Here is a 16781-nt window from a genome sequence, read left to right as displayed (position 1 = left end):
ACTGAAGGACATCCACTAATTTGGGTGCAGAAGCATATTAAGACGTGAAATTTCGAATAGCTCTACTCGTAACCTCCAAACCAGACCATGTCTGTGAATGACAAGCTATTTGCTCTGGTCGCTATGATATCGGGAATATGACCTGGCGTGGCGACACTCTCAATGAGATGTTAGATGCTGCAAAGCGTGACTACGGAGAGACAGAGGCATTAGTCACATCGCGCGAACGTCTGACTTATGCCGAACTACACGAACGCGTCCGGGAATTTGCACGCGGACTTCTCGCACTTGGAGTCCGTCCGGGCGACCGTGTCGGCGTACTCATCAGTAACCGTGTCGAGTGGTTTATTGCCACTTACGCTGCCGAACACGTGGGTGCGACTATGGTTGGTCTGAATACGTGGTATAAGACTGATGAACTCCGGTATGCGCTCCGTCAGGCGGATGTTTCGACGCTTATCACTCTTGATAGCTTCCTGGGGAACGACTTTGTGGAGATGCTTACCGATATCGACCCTGCAATCGCGTCCGGTGAGATTCACAACATAAACTCTACCGAGCTGCCCGTCCTACAGAACCTCGTCGTGGTTGGAGAGGCCCCCGCTTGGGCACATGGGTGGACGGATGTCGTCACGAAGGCTGAGGAGGTGTCGTTGGAACGACTCGACGCAATCACCGAATCCGTTTCGCCAACCGATGAGGCGTACATCCTGTTCTCTTCCGGAACAACGGGTCGACCGAAGCCCATCGTTCTCGAACACGATGGACTAGTGACGAACCCGAGAAGCATCGGCTCACGGATCGGTATCGAAGACGGCGACCGATTTTGGCTCGGACTCCCTCTGTTCTTCAGTTTCGCGGCTTGCAACGAGTCGATAACTGCCTTTTCACATGGTGCGACTCTCGTCGTTCAGGAGCAGTTCGATGCACGCGAGGCGGTCGAGCTCATCCAAGAAGAAGCCTGTAGTGTCCTGTACGGTATGGGGAATATGTTCAAGCAGATGGAAAATTTGGATGTCAATCTCCAACAGGCGCTTGATTCGGTACGGGTCGGCCTAGTAGTCGGGCCACGCCCCGTGCGTCGACGCCTCGAAGAAGAACACGGTGTCGAGCGAGCACTGCACGGTTATGGTCTCACTGAGGTTTCTGCCATCTGCGCCATCACGCATCACAATTCCCCGAAAGCGCCACGACGAAACACCGTCGGGCGTCCACTCGCGAACGTGGATATTCGAATTAAAGACCCCGAGACGGGCGTTGAGGTGGCTCCGGGAGAGGAGGGTGAAATATGCATCCGGAGCCGAGCGATGTTTCGGAAGTACCTGAAACGTCCCGACAAAACTCGAGAGGCCATCGATGATGACGGGTATCTCAAGACCGGCGATATCGGATGGTTGGATGCAGATGGGCGGCTGGTTTTCGAGGGCCGCATCAAAGACATGATTAAGACCGGCGGTATCAACGTCTCTCCACAGGAGGTCGAACGCGTCATCAGCCAGCACCCAGATGTGGATGAGGTGTCCGTAGTGGGCTTGCCGGATGATGAAAAAGACGAGATTGTTGGCGCCGTGGTGAAGCCGGTGGCGGGTCGCTCACTCACCGAAGACGAGGTCGTCTCGTTCTGCGTAGAGCAGATGGCAGACTACAAGGTTCCGGCCAAAGTCGCTATCCGCCAGAGTGAATTCCCGCGAACGGACACCGGAAAGATTCGAAAGGTCAGCCTTCGCGAATCGCTCGTTGAGGAGGCGGAGCGCGACACCTAATCTCATCGACGCTCATATGTGACTTGGTCGCACACGCTACGTATGGAGTTGGATTTGGCGGGAGACGTCTCCGGTGTTCACCGGTTGCTCACGAGCCTTGTAGCACCACGTCCGATTGGGTGGATAAGTACGGTCGACACAGACGGCGTGTCGAACCTCGCGCCGTACAGCTATTTCAATCTCGTCCACACCAACCCACCAGTAGTGATGTTCGCGGCAGAAGACGCTGACGACGGTGTGAAGCACACCCCGTCAAACGTGATTGAAACAGGGGAGTTCGTCATAAACCTCGTTACGGAGGCAGTGGCAGGTGCCATGGATTACACAGCGCGGGCGGCTCCAGCTTCCGAAAGCGAGTTCGAGTCCGCAGACCTCGAGAAAGCACCGGCAGTCACGGTCGATGCACCACGGGTTGCTGCGTCCGCGGCGCATCTCGAATGCGAACTGCGGGATACGAAGAGAATCCACGGAAGCACGCTCGTTTTCGGGGACGTCAGACACGTTCACGCCGACGAGGAACTGCTGACCGAGGGGGCAGTTGACGCGAGGAAAATCGATGCGGTCGGCCGTCTCGGTGGGCCGTATTTTACGGGCATCAGTCGACTCTCGCTTACTCGGGAAACCGATTACTGACGGACGGAATCCTCTGTTCGTGCTGTGTGTCACCATCACATTTATCAGATACTCCCACGGACGTTCTCGGTATGGACTCTCTCTCCGACGAACAGCGGATGGTTCTTGAGACCGTGCGGGACCTCGCCGAGCAGAATTTCGCTGAGAAGGCGTGTACATGGGATGACAAAGCGCCGTGGGAAAACATCGAACTCCTCGCAGAGCACGGCTTTCTCGGCATAAATTTCGAGGAGAAGTACGGCGGTGGTGGGATGACCGAGGTCGAGGCCATGTTGATGATAGAGATAGTCTCTCGAGTCTGTCCTGATACGGGGCTGTTCCTAAACACTCAACAAATGCTCGCTCCGCGTGCCGTCGCTGAATTCGGGACGGAAGCCGCAAAAGAGAGCTACCTCCCGCCGATTATGAACGGGGAAGATGCAATGGCGCTGGCCATCTCCGAACCCGATGCCGGGTCCGACGTTGGCGCGATGAACACGATTGCCGAGGAGGACGGTGACGGCTTTCGCGTAACCGGCGAAAAGACGTGGGTGAGCGATGTGCCATATTCCAGTTCGGCCGTCGTTTGGGTTCGATACCCAGACGAGGGACTCGGGTCCCTTATCGTGGATTTCGACGCCGACGGCGTTGAAATCGCTAACCACTTCACGAACATGGCTGGTCACAAACAGACGCAGTTCTACATGGAGGACGTCTATGTCCCCGAAGAAAATGTCCTCACACACGGGCGGTCCGCATTCAAAGAGCAGCTCGTCTCGCTAAATTGGGAGCGACTCGGGAACGCAGCGATGATAACTGGGCGAATGGCGTTTGCTCTCGACATGGCTATCGACTATGCGACGGAGCGAGAGCAGTTCGGCCAACCCATCGGTGATTTTCAGGGAATCGAATGGAAACTGGCTGACCTCGTGAAACAGTACAAAGCCGCACAAGGTCTGACTCATCAAGCAGCTCGCAATGCCGTTGCGGCCGACCGAACCCCAAGTCGGCTTGATGCTTCGGTTGCGACCCTCTATGCCTCAGAAATCGCGGAACACGTCGTAAGCGAGTGCCTTCAGATTCACGGCGCGAATGCTTACCAGAAGGGCCATCCACTAGAGTTCCTCTATCGGGATGTTCGGGGATGGCGTATTGGTGCGGGGACTGACGAAATCCAAAAAAATCAGATTGCAGATACAATAAAAGAGAACGGCCTCGATCACGTTGTGTGACGGCTGTCCGTCGTAATCGGAGAGCCGACCCCTGCTCTTCGCATTGAACGACTGCCTTTCGAAAATCGAGGGCGACGGCGGATACTATTCGGTGTATCGATCTGCCACCCGATCGCGAAGTTCGGTTTTTTGTATCTTCTCTCCGTGCGGGCCAGCAGACCGCGGAAATTCGTCAACGAACTCGATGGCTTCTGGTTCTTTGTAGTCTGCGACGCGGTCATCGAGAAACGCATAAATCTCTTCTGCGGTGAGCGTCTCGTCGGCGCGCTGAATGAAGGCAACAGCGACCTGACCGTGTTTGGGATGTGGCGCACCAACGACTTGGGAAAGCGAGACACCTTCGTGTTCATCGATTACGGTCTCGATGTCGCGTGGTGCGACGAGGAACCCTCGGATTCGGAGTGCGTCGTCCATTCGGGATTGATAATAGAGATAGTCGTTCTCGGCGTCACGAACTCCGAGGTCTCCGGTGTGGAACCACCCGTCGTCGTCGATGGCCTCGTTCGTCTTATCGGGCTTTCCGAGATACTCGTTCATCACGTTGAATCCCTTCAAACAAATCTCGCCTGCTTCACCTGCTGGAAGTGGCTTCCCGGATTCGGGGTCGACGATACGCACCTCCTCCTCGTCCGGGAAAACCATCGGCCCGCCGACTCGCTTGCGAAGTTCCTGGGGGTCGCTCGGGTCACCCATGAATATCTGGCTGTTCCCTTCCGAAAGCCCGTATGGCTGGCAGACGGGGACACCAGTGCGATTCTCGATGGCTTCAAAGACGGCTTCATCGTAGCCCATGCTGATGAATCCGATAATGCCCTTCGAGAGCGAGGCGACGCGGTCTTCCGCAAACGCGTCGTCTTCGATAAGCCGCTGATACATTGTGGCGAGTCCAGACATGTAGGTGACGCCATGGTTCTCGACGTTTTCGATGGTTCGCTCGGCGTCGAAGTGCGTTTGCACGATTTGTGGGATGCCGTGTGTGAGAACGCTCATGAACATATTGTAGCCCCAGATGCCACAAAACGGGAGGATGCCGAGGCCGACGTCATCTGTACCGAGGTCAAGATGGGTACCGACTTGATGAGAATGATTGAGCAGTGAGCGATTGGACTGAAGGACGCCTTTCGGGTCGCTGGTCGTGCCACTCGTATAGAAGACGCAGGCAGGGGTCTCGGCATCTGTAGCGGGCGAGACATCGTCCCGCCCTCGACCGGTCTTCTCGACGTCCTCATACGGCCTCACAGCCGGAAAGTCGTCGTGGGAATCAAGAGCAATGACGTGCTCAAGCGATGGAACTGAGTCCGGCGCGAACTCTTCGGGGGTTGCGGTCTCGATTTCGGGGACGACATCGGCTACCATCTCGAGGTACTGGTTTCCGAGGAAGGCCTCTTCGGTGAGCAGGACCGAACACGACGAATCTGACATCATGTACTCCAGTTCGTGCGTCCGGTAACGCGTATTTACCGCGACTATCGTCGCACCGAGGTAGGATGCAGCGAGTTGAGCTTTGATCCATTCGGGACGGTTGCTCAGCCACACGGCAATGGTGTCCTCCGGCCCAATGCCTAGGTCAGCGAAGCCGTGTGCGAGCGCCTTGCTCTCGACGATTAGGTCTTCGTACGTCGTTGTCTCCCCCTCGAACCACATCGCGGTCGTCTCTTGGTTGTCGGCTGCGACGTCAGCGATTCCTTGATAGATGGTAGCATCAGGCCAGTTGAGCATACGATTGGGTGAATACCACGGGACAGCAAAAAAACTCGGGTTCGGTCCACCCCTAGATACCGCCCCAGTGAGGCAAAGAACTGGGACGGTCAGTCCGGACGGAAGACGGGTATCCCGATATTGTCTTCCTCGGTCGAGATGAACACCGCGGAGACAGAATCACCGACGGAGATGTCGTCTGGATCACACCCAATAAGGTTCGTCATCATACGTGGTCCTTCAGCTAACTCGACGTAGGCAACGACGAGCGGAAGATCCGCTTCGGGCCACCCTTCCATTCGTTCAGCGACAGAGTACGAGTATATCCTGCCGTCACCACTGGCCTCTGTCCACTCCGTCTCGGTGAAACAATCGGGGCAGCGTGCTCGAGGATAGTGGATAACGAGGTCACAGTCGGGACACTTCGAGAGTAGGAGCCGGTCGTTGCTCGCAGCTTCCCAGTAGCGCTCGCTCTCGGGCGTGACGTTGGGTAACGGCCGAGGCTCCCACACGTCCATCATGATATCCCCTCCGTACCGAGGATAACGGTCGCAGCACCATGGCGCGTTGCAATACTTCCGCCGGTTCCGTGTGCGAGTGCGATGTCAGCGTCGACCTGTACTTCGGGACTGGTCTCACCACGGAGCTGCCGAACAGCCTCGATAACTTTCGTCATCCCGCCGCGGTTCCCCGGGTGGTTCGAACAGAGGCCGCCACCGTCGGTGTTGAACGGGAGTTCGCCATCTGCACGTAGGGCACCATCCGCAACGAATGTGCCGCCGTACCCTTTTTTACAGAAGCCGAGATCTTCGATAGCCTCCAAGACCGTGATAGTGAACGAATCGTAGATGGAGGCATAGTCGACGTGTTCGGGGCCGAGGCCAGCCTCTGTGAAAGCTCGTTCGCCGGATTCGACAGCGCCTGTCGTGGTAATGTCTATGCGACCGGCGTCGTGGTGTTTCGGTGCCTCGCCGTGTCCGAGCACTTCGACACACTCGCGGTCAAGTTCGGAACGAGCGTCCTCGCTGATGACGAGGAGGGCTCCACCACCGTCGGATATGACACAACAATCGAGCAGATGCAGCGGGTCCGCAACGACAGGGGACTCGACGACGTCCTCGACAGAAACTGGGTCGCGATACATCGCGTGTTCGTTGTATTGGGCGTGGTGAGATGCTGCGGCGCGTATCTCTGCGAGTTGCTCACTAGTGGTTCCGTACTCCTCCATGTGACGACGTGCCGCCATGCCGTACATCGTCACGTTCGTCGTGCCGTAGATACGTTCGTAGCTGTCCTGAACAGTCCTGAGCTTCCGGACACCGGAGCCAGTAGCCTGCCCACGCGAACGCGGACGCCCGGCGAGCGTTATCAACGCGACGTCGCACTTCCCGTCCCGGATGGCACTCGCGGCGTGGCCAACATGTGAGATATATGATGATCCGCCGTAGTCCGTCGAATCAGCATACGCGACATCCAAGCCGAGGTAGTCGGCAGCCATCAGCGGTGTCAGGCTGTGCTCCATCTCGGGCACGCCAGCGGTAAAGTAACCGTCGACGGCCTCCTTTGGAACGCCGGCATCTTCGAGTGCACCCGCGGCGACATCCGCGTGAAGCTGCATCGTCGACTTGTTCGGCGCCTCTCTTGTCGGATGCTCGAAGGCCCCCGCAATGTACACAGATTCAGACATTGGAACCCTCCAGTGCAGTTTTCGTGCGTCGTCGGACAGCTGTGTTGGCGACACAGGTGGCGGTGCGGCTCGTGGTGGTATCTGGTTCAATCATGTTCGATTAACGTGCCAGTCGAGTGCTGTTTCGATGTCGTGCGGAACGTGCCCAGCGGAGTCGAGGCCTCGGTTGAGGTACTCCTGCAAATTCTCCCGGTAGTCGGGGTGGGCACAGTTTTTAATTAACGCTGTCGCGGTTTCTTCAGGGGATTTACCTCGAAGGTCAGCAACCCCTTGTTCGGTAACGACCACTTCAATGTCGTGTTCAGTATGGTCAACGTGAGGAACCATCGGAACAATTCGTGAAATTTCGCCATCGGCGGCCGTCGATGGGAGTGCGAGCACGGCGACTGGGGAGTGGCGATTAAAATCAGCGCTTCCACCGATACCGTTCATCATGCGGGTACCGTTGAGATGGGTGGAGTTTACGTGACCAAACAGGTCCATTTCAAGCGCGCTGTTTACCGCAACGACGCCGAAGCGGTTGATGAGTGTCGGGCTGTTGGAGAGGTCGCCTGGGCGGAGGACGACATTCTCTGCGTACCGGTCGACATTGTTGAACAATTGCTCTTGTCCCTCGCTGGATAACGCTAGCGAGGTAGCGCTTGCAGCTGACAACTTCTCCTCGTCGAGGAGATCGAGCAAGCCGTCTTGAATGACTTCACCGAAGTATATCAAATCACGGCCGCCGAGATCTGCATCGCCTAGCGCACTCATCAATGCGTTTCCGAGACTTCCAACACCGAACTGGATGCGGAGGGACTCTTCAAAGAGGGGTGATCGCCGGACCTCATTTTCAAGGAATGTGCCGAGATTCGATGCAATCGTTCGATCATCGTCGGTTGGGTCGCGGAACTCGTAGGGCTGATCACGGCGGTCGGTTTCGACGACACCGGCAAGCTTCGAAGCATCGAACTCTATCTGTTCGTCCCCGATTCGTTCTCCGGGGTCTGCGAGCGGAATCGGATTCCTGTTGGGCGGCTTACCGAGTCGATAAATATCATGAAATCTCCGGACAGCCGTCGGAACCGAGCGATTGAGTTCGACAATGATGCGGTCTGCACTCTCGACGAAGGCGGGCGTCTGGCCGATGCTCGTCGTGGGAATAAGCCAATCCGTGCCCACCGCAAGGGCTTCGACGACAGCAGTACCGCCATCCGTGATTTCGCTGTATTGAATTTCGTCGCCGAGCGTGCTGATATTCCGATCCTTGAAAGCCATCTCTCGCGTATTGACGGCCTCCCGGGCGGGAGGGCGAGCTTGGTAGGGATAGCGCCGATCAATTGCGTCGGCCTTCACGAGCTCGCTGTCGATTTCGTTCCCGACGCTTCCGCCACTTATGACAGTAAGAGATAGGTCGCGGTTTGAGTCCGCAAGCGCGAGCGGAACCTCCTTGGGATATCCCACACTCCCGAACCCGCTGACGAGTAGCGTTTCGTCAGCAGCGATTTCGCCAGCTATCTCCGACGCATCACGCTGGGGTAAATCGCCGACGAGTCGTTCGCCACCACTCATTCATCTCCCTCCGGTTGCGTACCGACATCCTCCGGCCACCCTGGGGGCTGTGCTGCGGATGGCTCGGCGTGTTCGCGTTTAATCACCATCGGTGTCCGTTCGAGCGATAGGACGAGGTCATCGTCCTCGTTGTACGCACGAAGCTCCGTCGTAACCATGCCGACGTGGTCGCGGCTCTCGGACTCTCGTTTCGAAATAACCTCGGATTCTGCAAAGATAGTATCGCCGTGGAAGACGGGGCCGTGGTGGCGGACCTTATCGTATCCCAGGTTTGCTGTGGCGTTCATCGACACGTCGATGACGCTCATTCCGACGGCCAGAGCGATCACAAACGTCCCGTTGACGAGGCGCTCGCCGAATTCGGTTTCCGATGCGTACGCCTCATTGAAATGCATCGGATTGGTGTTCATCGTGATGTTTGTAAACCAGACGTCGTCAGTTTCGGTGACCGTCCGACCGTAGGGATGTTTGTAGACGTCACCGACCTCGAAGTCCTCGTAGAATCTTCCCTGCCATCCAGATTTGAGTGTTTTCTCAGTCATTAGTAGGAACGTGGAAGTCCGAGAACATTTTCGCCGATGTAATTCAACGCAAGCTCCTGTGTAATCGGAACCAGCCTCGTGAGACGGGCCTCTCGGAAGAACCGTTCGACGTCGTATTCGCGAGCAATACCGAATCCACCGTGCGTCTGAACAGCAGCGTCTGCGGCCTGGAACGCGGCGTCGGCAGCGAGGAATTTTGACATGTTCGCGAGTGCGCCCACGTCCTTCTGGGTCGCATCGCCAACTTGGTCTGCCGCGTTATACACCATTCCTTTGGCGGCCTGCACACGTGCGTGTCCTTCGGCAAGCGGGTGTTGAATCGCTTGGTTGGAGCCAATCGCAGTTTCGAAAACCTCCCGCTCGTTGGCGTAATCAACGCCCGCTTCGATGGCTGCCTCTCCGAGGCCGATGCACTCCGCTGCGATGGCGAGCCGTTCCTCGTTGAGGCCATCCAGCATTTGATAAAACCCTTTGCCCTCTTCGCCGATGACGTTCTCCTCGGGAATTCGAAGGTCTTCGAAAAAGAGCTCGTAAGAATGGACGGGCCCACTTGCAGTCTTGTCTATTTGCTCGATTTCGAGGCCGTTCTGTTCGTATGCTTCCTCAAGCGGGACAAGGAACATCGTCAGACCTCTAGTTCGTTTCTCTACTTCGGATTTCGGCGTCGTACGCGCCATGAGGACGAGATAATCGCTCGCATCGACGCGCGAAATCCAGATTTTCTGGCCGTTAATCACGAACTCGTCGCCGTCTCGTTCGGCCCGTGTCTCGATAGAGGTCGAATCTGACCCCGCGTTCGGTTCGGTCAGTCCGAAGGCCTGAATCGACTCCTCGCCGTTTGCGACTTTTGGGAGAAGATCTTCTTTCATTTCTTCACTCCCATACTCCACCAGTGGAACCGAATTATAGATGGCTCCATGGACTGCCTGTGCGGCGCTAAATCCGCCGCCTGATGCGGCGATTTCTTCCATCATCACCACGACTTCTTGTGTTCCCATCCCTGCGCCGCCGTACTTTTCGGGGAGGAGCGCTCCGAACCATCCACCGTCAGCGAGGGCCGCCGCGAACTCGTGAGGATACTCTCCTTGATTATCCTTCTCTCGCCAGTAGGATCGGTCAAAGTCGGAGCAAATATCCTGAATCGAATCTCTGACCAGACGCTGCTGGTCCGTCAGCTGGACCGTGTCTCTATCTACCATTGAACGTTCGCTGAACGTACTGCAACCGGCTTAAAACTATGGTTCGGTCGCGTTTCGGATGGCAGCAGCCACGTCATTTTGGTCCTCAAGTGTCATAAGAACATCTGCGAGCTCGTCTGAAGCGGGTTCTGAAATGGCGCGGCGCGCGCATTCATCGAACTTCTCCCGAAGCTGCGAATCGGTAAGGGGATTGTCGTGGGTACCAGGTGGGTTCTCTTGGGTCCGTTCGTAGGTTCCGTCCGCCGTCTCGATAGTGATGACGGACTCGTGAGAGTCGTAGTGGAGCGTGTCGTCCACGTCGTAGTCGACCCGTTTTCGAACGCGTTGAACGTCATCCTCCTGTATCGACGATTTGGTGAAGGCGTCAAGACCGACGCGGTCACGAACGGCAGCGCTTGCGACCGTGTACTCCAGTGAAAACTTCGCTTCCAAGCCGGTGTCGGGGTCCGAGTGATGAAGCGCATCTGCTGCGCCTTGAGCAACCTGAAGATGGATGCTCTCGATCTCTGACGGAGAGATATCGTGTTCGTCAACCAGCGCCTGTGTGCCCGCAATACTCGTGTGGGTGAAGTAACAGCAGGGATAGTACTTGATGTGGATACCCCGACTGACGAGGACCCACTCGGCGGCATCGAACGCGAATTCGGTTCGATCCTCAGGGCCGTACAGATCCCAGAAGCCCCGGTCACCGCTCAACGCGTTGGGGTCGGCGCTGAAGCCCCTGTCAGCGAGACGTGCAGCGGTAACTCCGGAGCGTGCAGCCAGTCCTGCGTGGAGCGGTTTGGTCATCGATCCGAAGTTCCGCTTGAGGCCGGCTGGCGTTGACGCTGCGATGTTCAATGCATTGCGGGTCTTCGCCGCCGAAAGGTTGAGTAGTGAGGCAGAAGCGGCGGCTGCACCGAGTGCTCCGAACGTTGCGGTTGCGTGCCACCCATCTTCATAGTGGTCAGGACTAATCGGCTCGGCAAGTGCGCATTCGGTCTCGAACCCGGCAGCGAACGCTGTCACGAGGTCTTCGCCGCTGGCGTCTGATTCCTCTGCGAGTACGAGTAGTGGGGGGGACAAGCGTAACGCTGGGATGGCCATCCATCGCCCACGCCAGGTCGTCGTAGTCCAGTGCGTGGCTTGCGGTTCCAGTATGAAGTGCTCGGTCGGATGGCGATCGGGCCGACCCGATTCCAAGTATCGTTGAGGCACTAGCCGTGCTGCTGTCGATGTCATCCATATCAAATACGGTAGTACCGGCGTCGTCCAGCGCACCTGCCAATGTGACGCCGACTGTGTCAAGAAAAGCACGTCTAACGGTCTCACGGGCGCGCTCGGGAACCTCCTCGTACGTTACCGTCGCGATAAAATCGCTCAGTGTCGCTTCTGGTGATGCCATAGTAGGTCTCCCGGAGCGACGCTCATAAATATTTTTTACGGCAAGAGAGTTCGACGATGCGGTATATTAAATATGGATGAGTCAGAGTAGCAAACATGAGCGAATCAGAGCGTGGAAACGGGGTCGATTCGGTCGGTTCGGTAGAAACGCTGTTCGACATCCTCGAATACGTCCACCAGAAGGACGGAGTTACTCTCTCGGAGGCTACGTCGGACCTCGACTATGCCAAAAGCACCATTCATCGCCATCTCTCGACGCTCGACCAACGAGGCTACGTCGTCAACGAGGAAGGATACCATGTCGGTCTCCGATTTCTCGAACTTGGAGAAGATGCCCGGAACCGAAAGCAGGCGTACCAATTGGCGAAAGAGAAGGTCGAGGAGTTAGCCGAGGAGACGGACGAACGAGCCCAGTTCCTCGTCGAAGAGCATGGCGAAGCTGTCTATCTCCATCGGGCAGTGGGGGACCACGCTGTCAGGACGGATCCCGGGATCGGCAAACGAATACCCCTCCATGCGACTGCATCTGGTAAGAGTATACTCGCAGCGATGCCACCAGAAAAAGTGTCCCGCATTATCGAACAAACGCCGTTCGAAAAAATCACCGACGAGACGATAACCGATCAAGATACCCTGTACGACGAATTAGAACAAATCCGGGAGCGAGGGTACGCATTCAATCGTGAAGAAAATCTTGACGGTCTTCGTGCGATTGGAGTTCCAGTAAAAGGCCCCAAAGGCAGTGTTATCGGAGGTCTCAGCGTCTCTGGACCGAGCCACCGTTTCACTGGTGAGCGTTTCAAAGAGGAGCTACCATCGCTTCTACTCGGAACCGCAAACGAGCTGGAGCTCAACATCGCACACGCCTGATAACGGCTGTCTTATCGGACGTCTGAACAAGATACGTGATCCCCAATCCCCCTTTTATTCTCTAGCGGAGATATTGGTCTGATAGTTATATACTAGTAAGCGCCGCTCGCGTCCCGATCAGAATAGTCGTCGACAACTGCTCACGTTCAGTAGGCTTTACCACTATACCCAAACGACTGGCTGATTCTGTTCGTAGAGGCTTATTGAAAAATAACAAAGCTAATTCTGTTATTTGAACCCACCTCATTCAGCCATCCGACGCTTTTGGTTCACAAGCCTGTTTAGACTCCTTGAGTTCTAGGCGTTCTGATCCGACGTCGGTCTTGCTGAATTCGTATCTCGTTTGAGTGATCGCATTTCGTCGGTTTGTCGCCATTTCCGACTGTCCCGTATCGCGGGACAAGAGTTTGGATTACCGGGCTGCCAGCGGGGTGGGTTAACTCTGCGAGGAGATCGTCCAGGAATGGCAACGAGTACTCCGCCGTCCTGCAGGCCGAGCCAGAGCCGACTAGACAAGGACGGTCAACTGTTACAACTGGTCCGAACGCGTAAAACAGACGTCCCTGACGCCTACTGTCTCTCAGTAAAACGTTTCACCGCTTTTTGCCTTCTCCACGAGCAAATCGCAAGGTAGCGTCTCAGCAATTTTGTTCGTATCAGTGTGTCGGTTGGCGACTTCGGTTACACACTCTAGAACGACATCTGCACCGACTTCGTCGCACTTCTCGAGAGGGCCAGTTGGCCAGTTGCCGCCAAGTTTGGCACCCGTATCTATGTCCTCAACTGTTGCTACTCCGTTTTCGACCATCTTTGCGGCTTCGTTGATAATCGGCGCCCACACAAGCAGTGTATCGAAACCTTGGCCAGAATCAACAGGAATATCGGGTTCATCGCTCTCGCTGTAGTCGTAATAGCCAGCATCGGTCTTACGACCGTAGCGTCCTTTTTCGTAGAGTTGGTGGAGTATCGGACAGACTTCCGTGTCATAGGACATTGGGCGGTCGTCTTCGAGATGGTCCTGTTCGCCCTCGACACGAACCTGGAGACCACCAGTATAGTCCGCCAATTCGAACGGCCCCATCGGGAACCTCGCCTTGAATTTCATCGCGGAGTCGATTTCTCTGATGGAGTGTTCCCCTCGGTACACCATCCAGGCAGGTTCCTCACCGTACGGTCGCATGAGCCGATTTACGATGAACGAAGGAATGTCAATTTTGCATCTGATGGGTGTTTTATCGAAGGATTCGATTATCGATTCGGCAGTTCCAGCCACGTCATCGGGCGTGTGTTCGGTCATGATCACTTCGACCAATTCCATCAGCATCGGCGGATTGAACCAGTGAGTACCGATGACCTGCTCAGGCCGATCAGTCGTTTCGGCGAGTTGGGTAATGTTGAGTCCGGACGTGTTCGTCGCGAGGAGGGCATCCTCGGGGGCCACCTCGTCAAGGTCGGCAAAGATGTCTTCCTTCACCGACTGTTGTTCGACCGCCGCCTCCGTAACGAAATCCGCGTCGCCTACTGCCTCCTCGAGGTCGGTGGTGAAAGTGAGCCGCTCCATTGCGGCGTCTGTCTCGGTCTCGGTCGTAGCTCCGTTTTCGACAGATTTCTCGTAGGACCACTCGATGTTGTCTTGTGCTTCCGCCAACTGTGACTCGTCGATGTCGTTGACGTACGTTTCGTAGCCAGCCAACGCGGCCACGGCGGCGATTCCTCGTCCCATTTCTCCGCTACCGATTATTGCGACTGTCTCGATGTCGCTGATTTCTACGACCATATCTACCGTGTCTCAAACGAACATAAAAAGTGTACTGCTACAACCAAAGACGCATGAAGGAGGCTCGTAAGCGTGGTCCAATTCGCCCAATAGACGAATAGATATATACCAATTGTCGACAGTAATGTTACTGCATGGCAACTACATTCGAAACCACAGAAGTGGAATTCGATACTGAAACTGGCGTCGGTTATCTTACCTTAGACCGTCCAGACGCATTGAATGCCCTCAATAGTCAGCTTCGGTCAGACATCCTCGCTGGGTTGAAAGAGCTTGAGGGGAAGAACAGCGAGGCAGACGGAATTGCGCTCCGTGCAGTCATAATGGAAGGCGCTGGCGGGAACTTCTGTGCTGGTGCAGACATCAACGAATTCAGTGACGCTTCTGCTGGGGACCAATCCGACCGAAGCCACTACGAAACCATTCGGAATTTTCCGGCACCAGTTATTGCCAAGATTAGCGGGTATTGTCTCGGTGGTGGTCTCGAAACGGCACTCTCCTGTGATTTTCGCATCGCTCATGAGGAAGCACAACTAGGCCTCCCAGAGGTCAATCTTGGAATTATCCCAGGGGCCGGCGGCGTGCAAATGATTAGCGAACTAACCTCGCCCGCTGTCGCAAAAGAAATCGCGATGACAGGCGAACACATCAGCGGTGAGCGTGCTGGCGAATTAGGTATTGTTCGCGAAGTCTATGGAAACGGCTTTGACGAAGCTGTTGAGGAATTCGCTAAGACCATCGCCTCGAAGCCCCCACTCGCGATTCAGGCAATCAAACGATCAGCTGCTATCGCCTCCCAAACCGGTATTGAAGAGGGAATCGAATACGACCGCCAGCAATTCAAGCCGTTACTATCGACCGAGGATCACAAAAAAGGCGCACGGGGGTTCGCGGAAGATGATTACGAACCTGAATTCAAGGGGCGTTAGGGGGCTTCCGTGTCGTCTTGATCGAAACCGCTCTCTCAGTAATTTCCCGGTAGCGAGTGAAAGCTCACGGCTTAGGCTGTGAAGCACGTCTTGAGACACGAATCATCGAAAAGTCTCAAACAACTCATGCGGACGCTCGCTATTTGCAGACCAGTAGTCGGGTTTGACGTCACGGCTGAGGACCATCATTTGTCTCCGCCTGCCCCCTCAACGATATCCTCAATGCTCTTAGCCGTCTCACGGGCTTGCTCGTCGCGGTAGGACTCGTGTGTCGTCCCGATGTTCTGGTGGCGTAGCGTCTCCTGTGATTTTGCAGGATTTACCTGATATATCTCGTGGCCGAGTCGACGTCGGCCACCGTGCGGTTTCAGGTATTCATCGTCGACATCTACGCCCGCAGACTCACAGAGCCGTTGCATAAGCGATCGGCCGCCATTGACCGACAGCGCTGGCGGAGCGATGTCGTGTTCGTAGCTGACCTCCCAGAGCGTGCACCCCTCGAGGATTTCTTCACGCTCTTGCTCACTGTACCCCTGCTTCTTGAGTGTCTCACGTACGATGCGAGAGTGTTTTGGAGAGTGGTTAGACGGAAACACCGGCCATCCCTCATTCGTCGGTTGCAAGACGCGCTTGAGTCGCTCAAGATATTCGTAGACGCGTTTAGAGAGTCCTATCGGTTCCCAATTGCGGGATTTGCCGAGGACAGTAATGATGCCATCGTCCAGATCAACGTTCTTCCACCTGAGGCCGTTTCTGAGTCGGTCATCGGGGGTTGAGAGGATCTCCCCGCCCCGGGCCCCAGTAAAGGCAAGCGCTGCGACGAGGGCACGATTCCGATATAGCATAACCCCCTCTGGTTTCCGACGAATACTTCCAGGCTCGCCGATTCCAGCTTGGACTTGCTGATCGACGTGTTCAAGCAGTTCGTTTCGTGCTTCGGCCGTCCAGAACTGCCGGTCTGGCTGTGTAGTGTCTTCCGGAAGAACACGACGTACGCGCGTCGGGCGTGCAGGATTGCTCGTGGTCCATTCCTCGTCGATACAGAAGCTGAAGAACGCGCGGACTGTCGTATAGTAAGGCCCTTTCTCGGAAGCTGAAGCGGCGCTGAGATCTTCAGTTTGGTCGTGAACTGTTTCGCGGAGGTATTCAGCGTAGGCCCGACAGTGGTCGACCGTCACTTCATCAACGTAAGTCGGTGGCTCTTCTATATCAGGACTTGTCTGGAGGAAATCGAAAAACTGCTCTCGCAATATGAATTCGGTATTTCGACGATAACTTCCGGAGTCGATGAGCCGGATGCGTTCATCGATGGCAGCCTCGAGTCGCTTTCTATCCCGTGAACCCCTGGATTCAGGTGGCGTCATCTTTCGTGCATCATGGACGGCGGCACCCCACTATAATCTACTGGTGTTTAGGATGTTAAGACACAGTACATTGGAATACTGCTGTTTCGCCCAGAAAGAGGAGATTTAGATGCTGACAATTGGATATACGAGTATGTAAACTGTATATCGCTATATCAATTTTATCTTGATCGG

General features: G+C 55.7%; 14 protein-coding genes and 1 pseudogene. 5 read left to right on the top strand and 10 right to left on the bottom strand.

Going from position 1 to position 16781, the window contains the following annotated elements; translation table 11 throughout:
- Positions 1-137 precede the first annotated feature (137 nt).
- The 3 genes from GJ631_RS01820 to GJ631_RS01810 all read left to right on the top strand — a co-directional run bounded on the left by GJ631_RS01820 (position 138) and on the right by GJ631_RS01810 (position 3607).
- Positions 138-1763, top strand: coding sequence for a class I adenylate-forming enzyme family protein (locus GJ631_RS01820; protein WP_156707516.1), 1626 nt, complete (start codon positions 138-140; stop codon positions 1761-1763).
- A 42-nt stretch (positions 1764-1805) separates the two neighbouring features.
- Positions 1806-2396 (top strand): flavin reductase family protein, encoded by a 591-nt coding sequence (locus GJ631_RS01815; protein WP_156707515.1) that lies wholly within the window; start codon positions 1806-1808, stop codon positions 2394-2396.
- Between the two features lie 71 nt (positions 2397-2467).
- A complete protein-coding gene (locus GJ631_RS01810) occupies positions 2468-3607 on the top strand; it encodes an acyl-CoA dehydrogenase family protein (protein WP_156707514.1) in 1140 nt (379 codons plus the stop codon).
- Between the two features lie 84 nt (positions 3608-3691).
- Here GJ631_RS01810 and GJ631_RS01805 read toward each other — a convergent pair whose 3' ends face one another.
- The 8 genes and pseudogenes from GJ631_RS01805 to GJ631_RS19340 all read right to left on the bottom strand — a co-directional run.
- The gene (locus GJ631_RS01805; protein WP_156707513.1) at positions 3692-5326 is read right to left on the bottom strand and encodes a class I adenylate-forming enzyme family protein; all 1635 of its coding nucleotides are present in this window, start codon (positions 5324-5326) and stop codon (positions 3692-3694) included.
- Positions 5327-5415: 89 nt separating this feature from the next.
- Complete coding sequence (locus GJ631_RS01800; protein ID WP_197424712.1) at positions 5416-5823, bottom strand: Zn-ribbon domain-containing OB-fold protein; 408 nt, start codon at positions 5821-5823, stop codon at positions 5416-5418.
- Positions 5823-6992: a thiolase domain-containing protein gene (locus tag GJ631_RS01795; protein WP_156707511.1), complete on the bottom strand. Its 1170-nt coding sequence runs from the start codon at positions 6990-6992 to the stop codon at positions 5823-5825. The genes GJ631_RS01800 and GJ631_RS01795 overlap by 1 nt, the downstream gene beginning before the upstream one ends.
- Positions 6993-7082: 90 nt before the next feature.
- A complete protein-coding gene (locus tag GJ631_RS01790) occupies positions 7083-8543 on the bottom strand; it encodes an acetyl-CoA hydrolase/transferase C-terminal domain-containing protein (protein WP_156707510.1) in 1461 nt (486 codons plus the stop codon).
- Positions 8540-9085: a MaoC family dehydratase gene (locus tag GJ631_RS01785; RefSeq protein WP_156707509.1), complete on the bottom strand. Its 546-nt coding sequence runs from the start codon at positions 9083-9085 to the stop codon at positions 8540-8542. The genes GJ631_RS01790 and GJ631_RS01785 overlap by 4 nt, the downstream gene beginning before the upstream one ends.
- Positions 9085-10284 (bottom strand): acyl-CoA dehydrogenase family protein, encoded by a 1200-nt coding sequence (locus GJ631_RS01780; protein WP_156707508.1) that lies wholly within the window; start codon positions 10282-10284, stop codon positions 9085-9087. The genes GJ631_RS01785 and GJ631_RS01780 overlap by 1 nt, the downstream gene beginning before the upstream one ends.
- A gap of 36 nt (positions 10285-10320) precedes the next feature.
- Positions 10321-11370 (bottom strand): MmgE/PrpD family protein, encoded by a 1050-nt coding sequence (locus tag GJ631_RS01775; RefSeq protein ID WP_156707507.1) that lies wholly within the window; start codon positions 11368-11370, stop codon positions 10321-10323.
- A gap of 40 nt (positions 11371-11410) precedes the next feature.
- Positions 11411-11668: pseudogene (locus GJ631_RS19340) on the bottom strand (MmgE/PrpD family protein); the annotation flags it as partial.
- Between the two features lie 95 nt (positions 11669-11763).
- Here GJ631_RS19340 and GJ631_RS01765 point away from each other — a divergent pair.
- Positions 11764-12537, top strand: a complete 774-nt coding sequence (locus GJ631_RS01765) for an IclR family transcriptional regulator (protein ID WP_156707505.1) — start codon at positions 11764-11766, stop codon at positions 12535-12537.
- A 580-nt stretch (positions 12538-13117) separates the two neighbouring features.
- On the opposite strand, the gene GJ631_RS01760 is transcribed toward GJ631_RS01765, so the two are convergent.
- Positions 13118-14314 carry a 3-hydroxyacyl-CoA dehydrogenase gene (locus GJ631_RS01760; protein ID WP_156707504.1) on the bottom strand — a complete coding sequence of 399 codons (1197 nt, stop codon included), beginning with the start codon at positions 14312-14314 and terminating at the stop codon, positions 13118-13120.
- A 134-nt stretch (positions 14315-14448) separates the two neighbouring features.
- Here GJ631_RS01760 and GJ631_RS01755 point away from each other — a divergent pair, with 134 nt between their 5' ends.
- Positions 14449-15243, top strand: a complete 795-nt coding sequence (locus GJ631_RS01755; RefSeq protein WP_156707503.1) for an enoyl-CoA hydratase/isomerase family protein — start codon at positions 14449-14451, stop codon at positions 15241-15243.
- Between the two features lie 185 nt (positions 15244-15428).
- Here the strand turns inward: GJ631_RS01755 and GJ631_RS01750 are convergent, their stop codons facing one another.
- Complete coding sequence (locus GJ631_RS01750; RefSeq protein WP_156707502.1) at positions 15429-16607, bottom strand: integrase; 1179 nt, start codon at positions 16605-16607, stop codon at positions 15429-15431.
- Positions 16608-16781 lie beyond the last annotated feature (174 nt).

This window comes from Natronomonas sp. CBA1123 (assembly GCF_009741925.1).
Classification (GTDB): domain Archaea; phylum Halobacteriota; class Halobacteria; order Halobacteriales; family Haloarculaceae; genus Natronomonas.
This window is presented reverse-complemented; position numbering and strand designations above follow the sequence as displayed.

Excerpts from the sequence above, each read along its gene's own strand:
- GJ631_RS01765 (WP_156707505.1), top strand. The coding sequence starts at position 11,764 with ATGAGCGAATCAGAGCGTGGAAACGGGGTCGATTCGGTCGGTTCGGTA.
- GJ631_RS01810 (WP_156707514.1), top strand. The coding sequence starts at position 2,468 with ATGGACTCTCTCTCCGACGAACAGCGGATGGTTCTTGAGACCGTGCGG.
- GJ631_RS01795 (WP_156707511.1), bottom strand. The coding sequence starts at position 6,992 with ATGTCTGAATCTGTGTACATTGCGGGGGCCTTCGAGCATCCGACAAGA.
- GJ631_RS01760 (WP_156707504.1), bottom strand. The coding sequence starts at position 14,314 with ATGGTCGTAGAAATCAGCGACATCGAGACAGTCGCAATAATCGGTAGC.
- GJ631_RS01820 (WP_156707516.1), top strand. The coding sequence starts at position 138 with ATGACCTGGCGTGGCGACACTCTCAATGAGATGTTAGATGCTGCAAAG.
- GJ631_RS01805 (WP_156707513.1), bottom strand. The coding sequence starts at position 5,326 with ATGCTCAACTGGCCTGATGCTACCATCTATCAAGGAATCGCTGACGTC.
- GJ631_RS01755 (WP_156707503.1), top strand. The coding sequence starts at position 14,449 with ATGGCAACTACATTCGAAACCACAGAAGTGGAATTCGATACTGAAACT.
- GJ631_RS01815 (WP_156707515.1), top strand. The coding sequence starts at position 1,806 with ATGGAGTTGGATTTGGCGGGAGACGTCTCCGGTGTTCACCGGTTGCTC.
- GJ631_RS01800 (WP_197424712.1), bottom strand. The coding sequence starts at position 5,823 with ATGGACGTGTGGGAGCCTCGGCCGTTACCCAACGTCACGCCCGAGAGC.
- GJ631_RS01785 (WP_156707509.1), bottom strand. The coding sequence starts at position 9,085 with ATGACTGAGAAAACACTCAAATCTGGATGGCAGGGAAGATTCTACGAG.
- GJ631_RS01780 (WP_156707508.1), bottom strand. The coding sequence starts at position 10,284 with ATGGTAGATAGAGACACGGTCCAGCTGACGGACCAGCAGCGTCTGGTC.
- GJ631_RS01775 (WP_156707507.1), bottom strand. The coding sequence starts at position 11,370 with ATGGCCATCCCAGCGTTACGCTTGTCCCCCCCACTACTCGTACTCGCA.
- GJ631_RS01750 (WP_156707502.1), bottom strand. The coding sequence starts at position 16,607 with ATGACGCCACCTGAATCCAGGGGTTCACGGGATAGAAAGCGACTCGAG.
- GJ631_RS01790 (WP_156707510.1), bottom strand. The coding sequence starts at position 8,543 with ATGAGTGGTGGCGAACGACTCGTCGGCGATTTACCCCAGCGTGATGCG.